Below are 14,073 nucleotides of genomic sequence, written 5' to 3' on the forward strand. Positions count from 1 at the left end.
CTCGCGGGGGAAACGTTTACGGAATGTTCATCCTGGCACTTTTTTATGCCGCTGACTACTCTTCGTCATCGCCGTCAACATGCGCGCGGATAAGCGTCATAAACGGTTTACCAAAGCGTTCCAACTTGCGCATCCCAACGCCGTTAACACTCAACATTTCGCTGGCAGTGATTGGCATCTGTTCCGCCATCTCAATCAAGGTTGCGTCGTTAAACACCACGTACGGCGGGACATTGCTTTCATCGGCAATCGATTTACGCAGTTTGCGTAATTTAGCGAACAGTTTACGGTCATAGTTGCCGCCGAACGATTTCTGCATTGCCTTCGGTTTAAGCGCCACAATACGCGGCACGGCGAGTTGCAAAGAAGATTCGCCGCGCAGTACCGGGCGCGCGGCTTCTGTCAGTTGTAACGCGGAGTGCTGGGCAATATTTTGCGTCACCAGGCCGAGGTGAATCAGCTGGCGGATCACGCTCACCCAGTGCTCATGACTTTTATCACGGCCCATGCCATAGACTTTCAGTTTGTCATGACCATAGTCGCGGATACGCTGGTTATTGGCGCCGCGAATCACTTCCACCACATAGCCCATACCAAACCGCTGATTCACACGACCAATAGTGGAAAGGGCAATCTGCGCATCGGTTGAACCATCGTATTGTTTCGGCGGATCGAGGCAGATATCGCAGTTACCACATGGTTCCTGACGACCTTCGCCAAAATAGTTCAGCAACACCAGACGACGGCAAGTTTGCGCTTCGGCAAATGCGCCCATCGCATTGAGTTTATGGCGCTCGATATCCTGCAATTGCCCTTGCGGCTTCTCTTCCAGACAACGGCGCAGCCACGCCATATCAGCCGGATCGTAAAACAGCATCGCTTCCGCGGGCAGGCCATCACGCCCGGCGCGTCCGGTTTCCTGATAATAGGATTCGATATTGCGCGGAATATCAAAATGCACCACGAAGCGGACGTTCGGCTTGTTGATGCCCATGCCAAACGCCACGGTCGCCACCACAATTTGCAGGTCATCACGCTGAAATTTTTCCTGCACATCGGCGCGGACATTATTTTCCAGCCCGGCATGATACGCCGCCGCGCTAATTCCTTTACTTTGCAGACGCGCGGCGGTGTCTTCTACTTTCGCCCGACTGTTGCAGTAGATAATGCCCGACTTCCCCCGCTGTTCCTGCACGTAACGCATCAACTGATCGAGCGGTTTGAACTTCTCCATCAGCATGTAGCGAATATTCGGACGGTCAAAACTGCTGATTTGAATTAGCGGATCGTTCAGCCCCAGCAGGCGCACAATATCCTGGCGCGTGGTGTCGTCGGCGGTGGCGGTTAGCGCCATAAACGGCAGCGTCGGAAAACGCTGACGCAGCTGACCGAGCGCGGCATATTCCGGGCGGAAATCGTGGCCCCATTGGGAGATACAATGCGCTTCATCAACGGCTAATAACACCGGATTCCAGTGCGCCAGATGCTCAAGGAAGTTATCCAGCATCAGGCGTTCCGGCGCGATATAGAGCAGACGAATTTGCCCGGTACGGCAGCCTGTCATCACTTCAAGTTGCTGCTCTCGGGTTTGCGTCGAGTTAAGGCACGCCGCCGCCACGCCGTTGGCTTGCAGTTGATCCACTTGATCTTTCATCAACGAAATCAGCGGTGAAACAACCACGGTAAGGCCGTTTAGCAATAAGGCAGGAATTTGATAGCAAAGGGATTTTCCGCCACCAGTGGGCATGACGACCAGGCAATCGCGACCAGAAAGTACGGTATCGATGATCTCTTCCTGACCAGGGCGAAACTGTTGGTAGCCAAAGGTTTCTTGTAAAACCTGCTTAGCTCCGGACTCCAGATTCAACACTTCCGCCTGCGCCACATTCACCCCGATTGCCTGAAATAAAAACAGGCGCTATTTTCAGCGCCTGCGCGAGAAACTGCAATGCTTTTAGTCTCTGAGAGGGTAATCCTGGATGCTGGATTCCAGATTTGCCTTTCAATCAACTCACATCAGAACAGGTCGTTTAGCATAACTCCTACACCGACACGGGTCTGGCTGAAGTTATAGTCGATGAGCGATTCGCCATAGCCGCTATAAACCTGAGTATAAAGGCGCACATGTTTGGTGATCGGGTAGCTTAAGCCTAACTCCGCACCACCATAACCGGTGTTCCAGTTGTACTGCCCTTTCGCGCTCAGCACAGCATCACCGAGGTGATAACCAATTTTAAGCTGGTAGTAACCCATATATTTGGTGATGTCCGGGTTATCGTCCGTATTACCGACGACATACCACGGCTTCACTTCCACCAGCCAGTTACCATTTTCTGCCATCAGGCGGGTGTAGATACGGTTCCAACTACGGGAAGTTGGGTCAGAACGTCCGTTAGAGTCGTGGTTATAACCCATCTCTACATCGCGCAGCGTCCAGCCTGCAAAGCTGTAATCGGTGGCGAACCCGAGGAACAATTGCGGTTCATAGTTGGTTTCACGAAACGGTGATGACTCATCGCTATTAGAAAGCTGCCACCAGGATTTCTGGGTGTAGGAAGCGCCCAGTACAGAGTTTGGCCCCAAAATCCCCCGCCACAGCGGAAACGCCAGGCTCAACTGGAACTTTACTTCATCCTTACGCGCGTTTTCTGCCCAGTCGTAACTGGCAATAGCTTCTTTATTGAGATCGCTGGTTTGGGTGTAGATGATGTAGTTGGTGTCGTAAGGATAAAGGGTGAAAGGATTGTCATGCTCCTGCAACATATTGGCGATAATGCTGCCACGTACTGCTGGCGCGTCATGCACATCTTTCACCGTTGCCTCTTGCGCATTTGCCACTATCGGCAGCATACACATCGGCAACAAGCAGCCCAGTAGAGTCCGCATCGATCGTGTTCTCCGTAACGAATTATTGATTAGATGAATATTTTTTCTGCGGGCTATTTTACATACTTAACTCAATTGCCGTTAGTTATCCCTTCCTAAAGTAGAAACCAACAACAAAGAAGCATAAAATCAACATTTCATTAACCAATGAAGTGTAAGGATGATATGTCTGCCGTACTGACCGCCGAACAAGCCCTGAAATTAGTGGGTGAAATGTTTGTTTATCACATGCCATTTAACCGCGCATTGGGGATGGAGCTGGAGCGTTACGAAAAAGAATTTGCACAGCTGGCCTTTAAAAATCAGCCGATGATGGTTGGTAACTGGGCGCAAAGCATTTTGCACGGTGGGGTCATTGCGTCGGCGCTGGACGTCGCCGCGGGTCTGGTGTGTGTAGGTAGCACCTTAACCCGCCACGAAACCATCAGTGAGGATGAACTGCGCCAGCGGCTATCGCGGATGGGGACAATTGATCTTCGCGTCGATTATCTACGTCCAGGCAGAGGCGAGCGTTTTACAGCTACCAGTAGCCTGCTGCGTGCGGGTAATAAAGTCGCCGTCGCCCGCGTTGAACTGCACAATGAAGAACAGCTTTATATTGCCAGTGCTACCGCCACCTATATGGTAGGTTGAATACATAAAAGCAGGTAAACTGCTGAGACTTATGACAAACGCAAAATTGCCTGATGCGCTACGCTTATCAGACCTACCAGAGAAATGCAATATATTGAATTTGCATGGTTTTGTAGGCTGAATAAGGCGTTAACGCCGCATCCGGCATGAACAAAGCACACTTTGTCAGCAAACTGAGCAGGTCAACTGCTATCAACAACAAAAAATGAGTTTTCCAATGGATGCAAAACAAACGCGGCAGGGCGTATTACTCGCTCTTGCCGCTTATTTTATTTGGGGTATCGCCCCAGCGTACTTCAAGCTGATTTACTACGTGCCCGCCGAAGAGATCCTGACGCATCGCGTGATCTGGTCGTTTTTCTTTATGGTGGTGCTGATGAGCATCTGCCGCCAGTGGTCCTATTTAAAAACGCTGATTCAGACGCCACAGAAAATTTTTATGCTGGCAGTCTCTGCCGTGCTGATTGGCGGCAACTGGCTACTGTTTATCTGGGCGGTGAACAATCACCATATGCTGGAAGCGAGCCTTGGTTACTTTATTAACCCGCTGGTGAATATAGTGCTGGGGATGATTTTCCTCGGCGAGCGATTCCGCCGGATGCAATGGCTGGCGGTGATTCTGGCGATATGTGGCGTGTTGGTCCAGCTGTGGACTTTTGGTTCGCTGCCAATCATCGCGCTGGGGCTGGCGTTTAGTTTTGCCTTCTACGGCCTGGTACGCAAGAAGATTGCCGTTGAAGCGCAAACCGGCATGTTAATCGAAACCATGTGGTTGCTGCCCGTGGCGGCGATTTACCTGTTTGCTATTGCCGACAGCTCAACCAGCCATATGGGGCAAAATCCTATGTCGCTGAATTTACTGCTGATCGCCGCCGGTATTGTCACTACCGTACCGCTGTTGTGTTTTACCGCCGCAGCCACGCGCCTGCGTCTCTCAACGTTAGGCTTTTTCCAGTACATTGGCCCGACGCTGATGTTCCTGCTGGCTGTGACGTTTTATGGTGAAAAACCAGGTGCCGATAAGATGGTGACTTTCGCCTTTATTTGGGTGGCGCTGGCAATTTTTGTGATGGATGCGATTTATACGCAGCGTAGAACGTCCAAATAAAAAATAAATATATTCTGAAAAAATATGCCTGCTCTTGCATGAGAGTGGGCATATTGCCATGCTGACAGGAGACTCACACAAGGATGTAAAATTTATGTTACGTATGTTTATCCCAACATCGAACGGTAAGATTTCCAGACGCCGATATATATTTTCCTTTATTTTAATAAATTTCATTTTTGCCTTTCTTATTGTTTTTTTTAACGATGGGGAAGCTGGTTTTCTTGTTATAGTCTCTACCATCGCACTCCATTATCTCGTCATCAACATGAATTGCCAACGACTCCGTGATAGTGGTTTCATATATATAAAAACTTATGTTTTTGGTACATTGGCAGTATATATTATCTCTATCATCACAATGATAGCCGAAGATTTTGCCTGTTCAGGCAATGGTTCGATGATTTTTTTAATTTGCTACTTTTCCACTTTCAGTATGCTAATGCTTGCACCTACTGATTCATCAAAACAATAGTACGGAGTATTTATGAGTAAGGAATATATGAACGATGGTTCATTAAGTGAAAAATGGAAATATCGATTTAATTTTTATGATCAACATGGTTTTCCTGGATTCTGGGGGGCAACACCAGAATATAAAGCAGCATTTAAAGCATTAAAAGTAAGACAACGCTTAACTATTCAAATGAATTTCATTGCTTTCTTCTGTTCCTGGATATATTTATTTGTCCTGGGATTATGGAAAAAAGCAATTATAGTTCTATTACTTAGTATTCTATCTCTATTTGTTGGTGCACTAATTGGCGTTAACATTCTGGGAATTGCCGTAGCAGCCTATGTTGCTGTTAACACGAACAAATGGTTCTATGAGAAAGAAGTAAAAGGGTTAAATACCTGGAGCCTTTGAATAAGAGATGGCTTAGCCAGGCTAAGCCACCGCCTTCTTTTTACAACCAGTTCTTGCGCTTAAAGTACAGATACGGTGCCAGGCCCGCGAGGATCATAAAGATAATCGCTGCCGGGTAGCCGAAGCTCCACTTCAACTCTGGCATAAACTCAAAGTTCATCCCGTAGCTGGAAGCGACGAGCGTTGGCGGCAGGAACACGACGGATACCACCGAGAAGATCTTGATGATGCGGTTCTGCTCGATGTTGATAAAGCCCATCGCCGCCTGCATCAGGAAGTTCACCTTCTGGAACAAGGATTCGTTATGCGGCAGCAGGGATTCGATATCTCGCAGGATTTCACGCGCCTGCTCCAGTTGCCCACCCGGTAAGCGTGCTTTACGTACCAGGAAGTTGAGCGCGCGCTGGGTATCCATCAGACACAGGCGAACTTTCCAGCCGATATCTTCCAGTTCTGCCAATGTGGAGAGTGCCTCGTCGTACTCATCGCCCTGACGCCCTTCCATAATCACCCGGCTCAGTTGCTCCAGATCGCTGTAGATGTTTTCAATTTCATCCGCTAACTGTTCGATTTTGGTTTCGAACAGATCCAGCAGCAGCTCGTAAGCGTTACCGTCTACCATCGACTGGCTGCGGGCGCGCATACGATACAGACGGAATGCAGGCAGCTCGCGTTCACGCAGTGTAAACAGACGACCATCGCGGATGGTAAATGCTACAGTAGAGTTACCGGCGTGATCTTCCGCATCTTCAAAGAAGAAGAAGGAGTGAATATGCAGGCCGTCATCGTCTTCAAAGAAACGCGCCGATGCTTCGATGTCTTCCAGTTCCGGGCGGGTTGCCAGGCTCTGGCCAAGTTCAGATTGTACGCGCAGTCGCTCGTCGTCATCCGGTTCGACAAGATCAATCCATACTGCATTTACAAGGGGTTGTGACTCTTCGACTTCCAGCCGGGTCAGTCGGTTATTTTCCAGTTGAAATGCGCTCAGCATGACCGGGACTCCCAATGCTTAAAATATCGGACAGTTCGGTGGGCACACAGAAACAAATTGAGTTTCAGACCATTAAACAGCCTGACTCAGCGCGACGGGAAAATTGAGGTCGCTGACAACCGCTAAGGCTATCAGCAAAAGGGGATAGCCTTAGGAGTTGATCCTGGATGACAGGATAGTGAGCCAGTATCTACTGGGTGTGTCCAAGGCGAATGTCCTCTTAGAGTGATCGTGCGCGCATGTTACGCCAGCAAAATTTTGCCGTCAACACGCAACGGAACACCACAGAACAATAGTTGAACTTCGCGCTTTTTGGTACTCGTCAAGGTCATTAACAGGATAAAAAAATCCCACATCCAGGACCTATAATGGCGCATCGGCTACTCATTGGTAAAGGAATGATCACCTTGAATCTCAAACGGATTTTTCTCGCCCTCACCTTGCTTCCCTTGTTTGCTGTTGCTGCTGATGACTGCGCGCTCTCTGACCCAACGCTGACTGTGCAGGCGTATACCGTTAATCCTCAAACCGAACGGGTGAAAATGTACTGGCAAAAAGCCAATGGCGAAGCGTGGGGAACGTTACATGCACTGCTGGAGGATATTAATAGCCAGGGGCAAGTTCAGATGGTGATGAACGGCGGCATCTATGATGAAAGCTATGCGCCGCTCGGTTTGTACATCGAAAACGGTCAGCAGAAAGTGGCGTTAAATCTCGCCTCGGGGGAAGGTAATTTCTTTATCCGTCCTGGCGGCGTTTTTTATGTTGCGGGAAATAAAGTCGGCATCGTTCGTCTGGATGCCTTTAAAACCAGTAAAAAGATTCAGTTTGCGGTGCAGTCAGGGCCAATGTTGATGGAAAATGGCGTAATTAATCCGCGCATTCATCCCAACGTCACCTCACGCAAAATCCGTAACGGTGTGGGGATTAATAAACAAGGGAACGCTGTGTTTTTGTTGAGCCAGCAGGTGACAAACTTTTATGATTTTGCCTGTTATGCCAAAGCGAAACTGAACGTTGAGCAGCTGCTTTATCTTGATGGCACGATTTCACATATGTATATGAAAGGCGGGGCAATCCCGTGGCAACGCTATCCTTTTGTCACCATGATTTCCGTCGAGCGGAAAGGTTAAGCATTGTACACTCGAGGAGGCCAGACAAACTGGGACTGGCTACACAGCTGGAAAATCATCAGATAAATGAAGGGAAACAAAAATGAAAAAAACGCTCGCAACGTTATTTTTATTAACGTGTCTGGGATCATCGTCCGCTTATGCGGATAACGCTTTGATTTTACAAACTGATTTTAGCCTGAAAGATGGGGCCGTCTCGGCGATGAAAGGCGTCGCTTTCGGCGTTGACCATAATCTTAAAATCTTTGATTTAACCCACGAAATTCCACCGTATAACATCTGGGAAGGTGCTTATCGCCTGTATCAGACTGCCAGTTACTGGCCGCAAGGTTCGGTGTTTGTCAGTGTGGTCGATCCGGGCGTAGGCACTGACCGTAAATCGGTAGTGCTGAAAACCACAAACGGTCAATACTTCGTTTCACCGGATAACGGTACGCTCACTTTGGTGGCGGAATCGCTGGGTATTGAGAGCGTCCGGCAAATCGATGAAAAAACCAACCGCCTGAAAGGTTCCGAAAAGTCATATACCTTCCATGGTCGCGATGTATATGCCTACACAGGGGCGCGTCTGGCTTCCGGCGCGATTTCCTTTGAGCAGGTGGGGCCTGAGCTTCCGGCAAAAGTTGTCGAACTGCCTTATCAAAAAGCGAAAGCGACAAAAGGTGAAGTGAAGGGCAATATCCCGATTCTCGATATTCAGTACGGTAACGTCTGGAGCAATATCAGCGACGAGTTGTTGAATCAGGCGGGGATCAAACTCAACGATACGTTATGTGTGACCATTTCCGAAGGTTCCGAGAAAAAATACGAAGGGAAAATGCCGTATGTCGCCAGCTTCGGCGATGTGCCGGAAGGCCAGCCGATGGTGTATCTGAACAGCTTGTTGAATGTTTCCGTGGCGCTGAATATGGATAATTTTGCGCAGAAACATCAGGTTGCGTCTGGTGCTGACTGGAATATTGATGTGAAGAAGTGCGCTAAGTAAGGTGCTGATGCCGGATGCGGCGTAAACGCCTTATCCGGCAACGTGATCGTAAATTACACCGTCTCCAGTCGGGCGTAAGCTGCCACCAGCCATTTGATTCCCTGGCCCTGGAATGCCACCTGCAAACGGCTATGTTCGCCGCTGCCTTCCATATTGACGATAGTGCCTTCACCAAACTTAGCGTGGCGCACGCGCTGGCCGAGTTTGTAGCCGCTGTCATTCTCGACCATTGGCGTACCCATACGCTGATGGCTGACCGGGCGGCTTACCGTGGCGCGCAGGCGCACCTCTTCCACACACTCTTCCGGCAGCTCGCCAATAAAGCGCGAGGGGCGATGGTAAACCTCTTTGCCATACAGACGGCGAGTTTCCGCGTAGGTCAGCGTCAGTTTCTGCATCGCGCGGGTTACGCCAACGTAGGCCAGACGCCGTTCTTCTTCCAGACGTCCGCCTTCATCCAGCGACATCTGGCTTGGGAACATGCCCTCTTCCATACCAACGATAAACACCTGCGGAAACTCCAGACCTTTCGCCGAGTGTAGCGTCATCAACTGCACCGCGTCCTGCCAGGTATCCGCCTGCCCTTCACCTGCTTCCAGTGCCGCATGGGAGAGGAACGCCTGCAGCGGCATTAAATCTTCGTCTTCTTCGTTGTAGCTGAACTGGCGCGTTGCCGTCACCAGCTCCTCTAAGTTTTCGATACGCGTCTGGCCTTTTTCGCCCTTCTCCTGCTCGTACATGGTGCGCAGGCCGGAGTCTTTAATTACCCGGTCAGTCTGTACATGCAGCGGCATATCGGCAGTTTCCTGCGCTAAGGCGTCGATCAGTTCCATAAACCGCTGTAAGGCGCTGGCAGCACGTCCGGCGAGGGCTTTTTCCTGCAACAGTTCACGACATGCCTGCCAGAGTGTTAACTGGCGATCGCGCGATGTCTGACGTACCACGTCCAGCGTCCGGTCACCAATACCCCGCGTTGGCGTATTCACCACGCGCTCAAAGGCCGCGTCGTCGTTACGGTTGGCAATCAGGCGCAGATACGAGAGCGCATCTTTGATTTCCTGGCGTTCGAAGAAGCGCATCCCGCCGTAAATACGGTACGGCATACTCGCCTGCAATAACGCCTCTTCCAGCACGCGCGACTGGGCGTTGCTGCGGTAGAGAATGGCGCACTCGGCAAGCGCCCCGCCGTTGTCCTGCCAGGTCTTGATGCGGTTAACCACAAAACGCGCTTCGTCGAGTTCGTTAAAAGCGCAATAGAGGGAAATCGGCTCACCGTCCGCGCCATCGGTCCACAATTTTTTACCCAAACGCCCGTTGTTGTTTTCAATCAGGGCATTAGCGGCGCTCAGAATATTGCTGGTAGAGCGGTAGTTCTGCTCCAGACGGATAGTTTCAGCACCGGGGAAATCATTGAGGAAACGCTGAATATTCTCGACCTGCGCCCCGCGCCAGCCGTAGATTGATTGATCGTCATCGCCAACGATCATCACTTTGCCGGTATCGCCCGCCAGCAGGCGGATCCACGCGTACTGAATGTTGTTGGTATCCTGGAATTCGTCCACCAGGATGTTGGTAAAACGTTCGCGGTAGTGTTGCAGGATATGCGGCTTGTTAAGCCACAGTTCGTGGGCGCGCAGCAGCAGCTCGGCGAAGTCCACCAGGCCCGCGCGGTCACACGCTTCCTGATACGCCTGATACACCTTCTGCCAGGTCTGCTCCACCGGGTTACCGTAGCTTTGAATATGATGCGGACGCAGGCCTTCATCTTTCTGGCTGTTGATGTACCACATTGCCTGGCGCGGCGGCCACTGCTTCTCGTCGAGGTTCATCGCCTTGATCAAACGCTTAAGCAGGCGCAGCTGGTCTTCACTGTCGAGGATCTGGAAATCCTGCGGCAGGTTGGCGTCCATGTGGTGCGCACGCAGCAGGCGATGCGCCAGCCCGTGGAAGGTGCCGACCCACATGCCGCCCTGGCTGGTGCCCATCAGTTGCCCGATACGATGACGCATTTCCGCCGCCGCTTTGTTGGTAAACGTCACCGCCATAATCGAGTATGGCGAGCAGTTTTCCACGCTCATCAGCCAGGCGATACGATGCACCAGTACGCGCGTCTTACCACTGCCCGCGCCCGCCAGCACCAGAAGGTTGCTGCGTGGCGCGGCCACCGCTTCGCGCTGTTTGTCATTAAGGCTATCGAGCAGGTAAGAAACGTCCATTGGCACCGCCGCGTAAAAATAGGTTGGGCGGAGAAGCGCAACGCCCTCCGCCAAAAAGCTGGGTATATATACAGATTTGCTGATTATATCAGCGAGGTCAGAGATGCCAACCGGGAAATTTCCAGATGCGGGAGTAAACGGCTGTCCCAGGTTTGCATCAGATCGCCATTTTCCGGTCTGATCCAACAGGCCTGCATTCCGCTGCGAATTGCCCCGCCCACGTCAGTGGTGAGATCGTCCCCAACATGTAAGATCTCGCCGATCGGCACGTTGAGTTTTTCCGCCGCCAGAAAGTACATATCGCTGAACGGTTTCGAGCGCCCGTGCGGGCCAGCGCGCAGCACAAACTCAAAATAATCCCCCAAACCAAACAGCTCCGGCTGGGCGTTACCGTTGGTGATCGCCACCAGCGGCCATTTCTTCGCCAGCTTTTTTAAGGTGTCGTGGGTTTGCTGCGGGACGTCGATTCGGCTGCGCCATTTGGCAAAGTTGATCATTGCCGCGTGTGCGCCTGCGCTGGCTTCTTCGGCACTCAGCCCGGCGTCGAGCATCGCTTGTTCAATCGAACGAAAACGCCAGCGCGTCACGTCGTGATAAATCTCGGGTTCCGCTTCCCGTACCGCCTGGCGCAGGCGTTGCAGATCTTCATTCTGGAAGCTGCGCAGCGCCGGATGATAATTTTGCACAAAGATAAGAGCTTCTTGCTCGGTACGTTGGATCACCGGACGGTTATCGTAAAGGGTATCATCCAGGTCAAAGGTGAGCGCCGAGATGCGCCCCAAAGGCCGGTAAAAACGCATTATTTCCCCCGTTTGGCGCGTGGATGCGCCGCATCGTACACCGAGGCAAGGTGTTGAAAATCAAGATGAGTATAGATTTGCGTGGTGGAGAGGTTGGCATGACCCAGCAGCTCCTGCACACCACGAAGATCGCCGCTCGACTCCAGCATATGCGTAGCGAACGAGTGACGTAATTTATGCGGGTGAACGTGATTATTCAGCCCTTGTTTTATGCCCCATTCGGCAAAGCGTTTCTGTACATTACGCGCGGAGATACGCTTGCCCAGTTTCGACAGGAAAAGCGCGTCATCTTCGCTACCAAACAGGTCACGCAAATCAAGCCAGTGCTCAATCCACGCCACAGCGTTGCGACCAATCGGCAGGCGGCGCTCTTTGCTGCCTTTCCCCATCACCCACACTTCGCCGGACTCCAGGTCGAGGTGTTTGATATCCAGCCCCACCAGTTCGGAAAGACGCAGGCCCGCGCCGTACATCACTTCCAGCATTGCCCGGTCGCGCACGGCGAGGGGATCGTTGATATCAATATCCAGCAGCCGATTCATATCGTCGACGTCGATATTCTTCGGCAGATGACGTGGCGCTTTCGGTGCCGAAACACCTTTTGCCGGGTTAGCTTTGAGTTCGTTCTGGCTGACCAGCCAGTCAAAAAAGCTACGTAGCGCAGAGAGGCGTAATGCGAGGCTTGCCGCGCCCAGCCCTTTACGGCGACTGCGTACAGCAAAATTGCGCACCATCGTCACATCACATTGCTGCCAGCTTTGCAGGCCGTTTTCGCTGGCAAAATTGATGATCGCCTCAAGCTGGCGCTGGTAGTTAAGCAGGGTTATCGGGCTAAGCTGACGCTCCACGCTCAGATAACGTAGATAGCGTTCTACATCGGTATGTAAATTGGTCATACGCGTTCAATCCAACGCTCCAGAAGCTCCGGCAACATCAGCGCAATTTCATCAAGTAACTGCGTTCCCTGCCCTTGTTGATAGTGATTAGCATCGCGGCTGGTGAACAGCACCACGCCTGAATCAGCATCGCTTCCCAGCATCGACATCGCCACCGATCCCACCGCTTTCGCTTCCGGTAGCACCACCAGCAGCTCCGGCCCGTTAAGCGGCCCCAGATAGTGCTGCTCCTGGCCCAGACGCTGAATACGCAGTGGTTCGAAAGCCTGACGGTTTAATGCCAGATGAGTATGGTTCGACGGCGCACCTAAGCGCCAACGATCCGGAAACAGACGCACACTCGCGCCCGCCAGACCGAGATCGCGCGCCCAGCGGTGAAAACGCATCAGCATATCGTCGAGACTGCTGGCGGCGGTGAGACTGCGCTGCAGGTAGAGTAAGCGATAAAACAGGCCTTCGTTGGCGATAGCCTGTTCCATCAACAGCGACATGTTCTCTTCCAGAACATGAATATGGTGACGCGCGCGAGCCATATGCCACTCGACCAACGAAACGGTACCGCGTACCGGATGTGGCACACGTATCGCTTCTACTGCGCGCGCATTGCGGATAAAAAACTCAGGATTTTTAATCAGATAATCGACAACCGCCCGGTCATCAAGCTCCGTGAGTGTTTCCTGTAGTTCTTCCCCTGGTTGCTTCATAGATGAATAAATCCGTCGTAAACATGTACTGCCGGACCCGTCATATATAACGGATGACCCGGACCTTTCCAGGCGATATCAAGACGACCACCAGGGAGTTCCACACGTACTTCTTCGGCCAGCAAACCTTGCTGAATCCCTACCGCAACCGCCGCACACGCGCCGCTGCCGCAGGCCTGGGTTTCTCCTGCCCCACGCTCATAAACGCGTAAACGAATATGCTCGCGCTTAACCACTTGCATAAAACCGATATTGGCGCGCTCCGGAAAACGCTCGTGGCTTTCCAGAACAGGCCCCAGTGTTTCTACCGCCGCAGTATCGACATCATCGACCTGAATCACGCAGTGCGGATTTCCCATCGACACCACACCGCATAAGATTGTCTGCTCGGCGGCGCGCATAATATAGGTCTTTTCCGCTTTGTTAGCGCGAAACGGCACAGCGGAAGGCTCGAAGTTGGGCTCGCCCATATTTACGCGGACCAGATCATCATCGGTGACGGTCAGAACCATCCGCCCGTTGGCGGTGCTGACGCGGATATCGCGCTTATTGGTCAGCCCTTTCAGACGCACAAAACGGGCAAAGCAGCGCGCGCCGTTGCCGCACTGCGCCACTTCACTGCCATCAGCATTAAAAATGCGATAGTGAAAATCCAGTTCAGGATCATACGGCGGCTCAACCACCAGCAACTGATCAAACCCTACTCCCAGGTGCCGATCCGCCAGGCGACGAATCAGTTCCGGTGAAAAAAAGACATTCTGCGTTACCGCGTCGACGACCATAAAATCGTTGCCAAGGCCATGCATTTTCGAGAACTGCATCATTTACTCCAATCACGCGGGTACAGAAACTG

15 protein-coding genes are annotated in these 14,073 nt (G+C 51.7%); 6 read left to right on the top strand and 9 right to left on the bottom strand.

Features of this window, described 5'->3' with window-relative positions:
• Positions 1–55: 55 nt before the first annotated feature.
• Entirely contained in the window at positions 56–1,885 is a 1,830-nt protein-coding gene (gene recQ / locus AACU94_RS20025) for an ATP-dependent DNA helicase RecQ (protein ID WP_044867267.1), read from the bottom strand.
• A 131-nt stretch (positions 1,886–2,016) separates the two neighbouring features.
• Positions 2,017–2,886: a phospholipase A gene (gene pldA / locus AACU94_RS20030; protein WP_135488510.1), complete on the bottom strand. Its 870-nt coding sequence runs from the start codon at positions 2,884–2,886 to the stop codon at positions 2,017–2,019.
• Positions 2,887–3,051: 165 nt separating this feature from the next.
• On the opposite strand from pldA, the gene yigI reads away from it, so the two are divergent.
• The 4 genes from yigI (at position 3,052) to AACU94_RS20050 (ending at position 5,495) form a co-directional block, all read left to right on the top strand.
• Positions 3,052–3,519: an acyl-CoA thioesterase YigI gene (gene yigI, locus AACU94_RS20035; protein ID WP_001277142.1), complete on the top strand. Its 468-nt coding sequence runs from the start codon at positions 3,052–3,054 to the stop codon at positions 3,517–3,519.
• A 217-nt stretch (positions 3,520–3,736) separates the two neighbouring features.
• Positions 3,737–4,627 (top strand): EamA family transporter RarD, encoded by an 891-nt coding sequence (rarD, locus tag AACU94_RS20040; RefSeq protein ID WP_135488511.1) that lies wholly within the window; start codon positions 3,737–3,739, stop codon positions 4,625–4,627.
• 94 nt (positions 4,628–4,721) lie between these two features.
• The gene (gene yigG / locus AACU94_RS20045) at positions 4,722–5,102 is read left to right on the top strand and encodes a protein YigG (RefSeq protein ID WP_276320016.1); all 381 of its coding nucleotides are present in this window, start codon (positions 4,722–4,724) and stop codon (positions 5,100–5,102) included.
• A gap of 12 nt (positions 5,103–5,114) precedes the next feature.
• Positions 5,115–5,495, top strand: coding sequence for a DUF2628 domain-containing protein (locus AACU94_RS20050; protein ID WP_001402663.1), 381 nt, complete (start codon positions 5,115–5,117; stop codon positions 5,493–5,495).
• Between the two features lie 40 nt (positions 5,496–5,535).
• On the opposite strand, the gene corA is transcribed toward AACU94_RS20050, so the two are convergent.
• Positions 5,536–6,486 carry a magnesium/cobalt transporter CorA gene (gene corA, locus AACU94_RS20055; RefSeq protein ID WP_130209436.1) on the bottom strand — a complete coding sequence of 317 codons (951 nt, stop codon included), beginning with the start codon at positions 6,484–6,486 and terminating at the stop codon, positions 5,536–5,538.
• A 150-nt stretch (positions 6,487–6,636) separates the two neighbouring features.
• Positions 6,637–6,693: a protein YsgD gene (gene ysgD / locus AACU94_RS20060; protein ID WP_211180520.1), complete on the bottom strand. Its 57-nt coding sequence runs from the start codon at positions 6,691–6,693 to the stop codon at positions 6,637–6,639.
• A gap of 161 nt (positions 6,694–6,854) precedes the next feature.
• Between ysgD and AACU94_RS20065 the strand changes: the two genes are divergently transcribed.
• Positions 6,855–7,619, top strand: coding sequence for a phosphodiester glycosidase family protein (locus AACU94_RS20065; RefSeq protein WP_135488512.1), 765 nt, complete (start codon positions 6,855–6,857; stop codon positions 7,617–7,619).
• Between the two features lie 82 nt (positions 7,620–7,701).
• Positions 7,702–8,604: an SAM hydrolase/SAM-dependent halogenase family protein gene (locus AACU94_RS20070; protein ID WP_135488513.1), complete on the top strand. Its 903-nt coding sequence runs from the start codon at positions 7,702–7,704 to the stop codon at positions 8,602–8,604.
• A 53-nt stretch (positions 8,605–8,657) separates the two neighbouring features.
• Here AACU94_RS20070 and uvrD read toward each other — a convergent pair whose 3' ends face one another.
• The 5 genes from uvrD to dapF all read right to left on the bottom strand — a co-directional run bounded on the left by uvrD (position 8,658) and on the right by dapF (position 14,041).
• A complete protein-coding gene (gene uvrD / locus AACU94_RS20075; protein WP_000383407.1) occupies positions 8,658–10,820 on the bottom strand; it encodes a DNA helicase II in 2,163 nt (720 codons plus the stop codon).
• An 83-nt stretch (positions 10,821–10,903) separates the two neighbouring features.
• Entirely contained in the window at positions 10,904–11,620 is a 717-nt protein-coding gene (gene yigB, locus AACU94_RS20080) for a 5-amino-6-(5-phospho-D-ribitylamino)uracil phosphatase YigB (RefSeq protein ID WP_135488514.1), read from the bottom strand.
• On the bottom strand, positions 11,620–12,516 hold the full coding sequence (gene xerC, locus AACU94_RS20085) for a tyrosine recombinase XerC (RefSeq protein WP_130209428.1): 897 nt from the start codon (positions 12,514–12,516) through the stop codon (positions 11,620–11,622). The genes yigB and xerC overlap by 1 nt, the downstream gene beginning before the upstream one ends.
• Entirely contained in the window at positions 12,513–13,220 is a 708-nt protein-coding gene (locus AACU94_RS20090; protein ID WP_135488515.1) for a DUF484 domain-containing protein, read from the bottom strand. The genes xerC and AACU94_RS20090 overlap by 4 nt, the downstream gene beginning before the upstream one ends.
• The gene (gene dapF / locus AACU94_RS20095) at positions 13,217–14,041 is read right to left on the bottom strand and encodes a diaminopimelate epimerase (RefSeq protein ID WP_001160654.1); all 825 of its coding nucleotides are present in this window, start codon (positions 14,039–14,041) and stop codon (positions 13,217–13,219) included. Before dapF ends, AACU94_RS20090 begins: the two co-directional genes overlap by 4 nt.
• Positions 14,042–14,073: the final 32 nt, after the last annotated feature.

Origin of the sequence: Escherichia sp. E4702 (assembly GCF_963883545.1) — a bacterium.
Taxonomy (GTDB): domain Bacteria; phylum Pseudomonadota; class Gammaproteobacteria; order Enterobacterales; family Enterobacteriaceae; genus Escherichia.

What these genes read in the sequence shown, in the direction of transcription:
- pldA (WP_135488510.1), bottom strand. Translation starts at nt 2,886, where the DNA reads ATGCGGACTCTACTGGGCTGCTTGTTGCCGATGTGTATGCTGCCGATA.
- yigI (WP_001277142.1), top strand. Translation starts at nt 3,052, where the DNA reads ATGTCTGCCGTACTGACCGCCGAACAAGCCCTGAAATTAGTGGGTGAA.
- rarD (WP_135488511.1), top strand. Translation starts at nt 3,737, where the DNA reads ATGGATGCAAAACAAACGCGGCAGGGCGTATTACTCGCTCTTGCCGCT.
- yigG (WP_276320016.1), top strand. Translation starts at nt 4,722, where the DNA reads ATGTTACGTATGTTTATCCCAACATCGAACGGTAAGATTTCCAGACGC.
- AACU94_RS20050 (WP_001402663.1), top strand. Translation starts at nt 5,115, where the DNA reads ATGAGTAAGGAATATATGAACGATGGTTCATTAAGTGAAAAATGGAAA.
- corA (WP_130209436.1), bottom strand. Translation starts at nt 6,486, where the DNA reads ATGCTGAGCGCATTTCAACTGGAAAATAACCGACTGACCCGGCTGGAA.
- AACU94_RS20065 (WP_135488512.1), top strand. Translation starts at nt 6,855, where the DNA reads ATGGCGCATCGGCTACTCATTGGTAAAGGAATGATCACCTTGAATCTC.
- AACU94_RS20070 (WP_135488513.1), top strand. Translation starts at nt 7,702, where the DNA reads ATGAAAAAAACGCTCGCAACGTTATTTTTATTAACGTGTCTGGGATCA.
- uvrD (WP_000383407.1), bottom strand. Translation starts at nt 10,820, where the DNA reads ATGGACGTTTCTTACCTGCTCGATAGCCTTAATGACAAACAGCGCGAA.
- yigB (WP_135488514.1), bottom strand. Translation starts at nt 11,620, where the DNA reads ATGCGTTTTTACCGGCCTTTGGGGCGCATCTCGGCGCTCACCTTTGAC.
- xerC (WP_130209428.1), bottom strand. Translation starts at nt 12,516, where the DNA reads ATGACCAATTTACATACCGATGTAGAACGCTATCTACGTTATCTGAGC.
- AACU94_RS20090 (WP_135488515.1), bottom strand. Translation starts at nt 13,220, where the DNA reads ATGAAGCAACCAGGGGAAGAACTACAGGAAACACTCACGGAGCTTGAT.
- dapF (WP_001160654.1), bottom strand. Translation starts at nt 14,041, where the DNA reads ATGCAGTTCTCGAAAATGCATGGCCTTGGCAACGATTTTATGGTCGTC.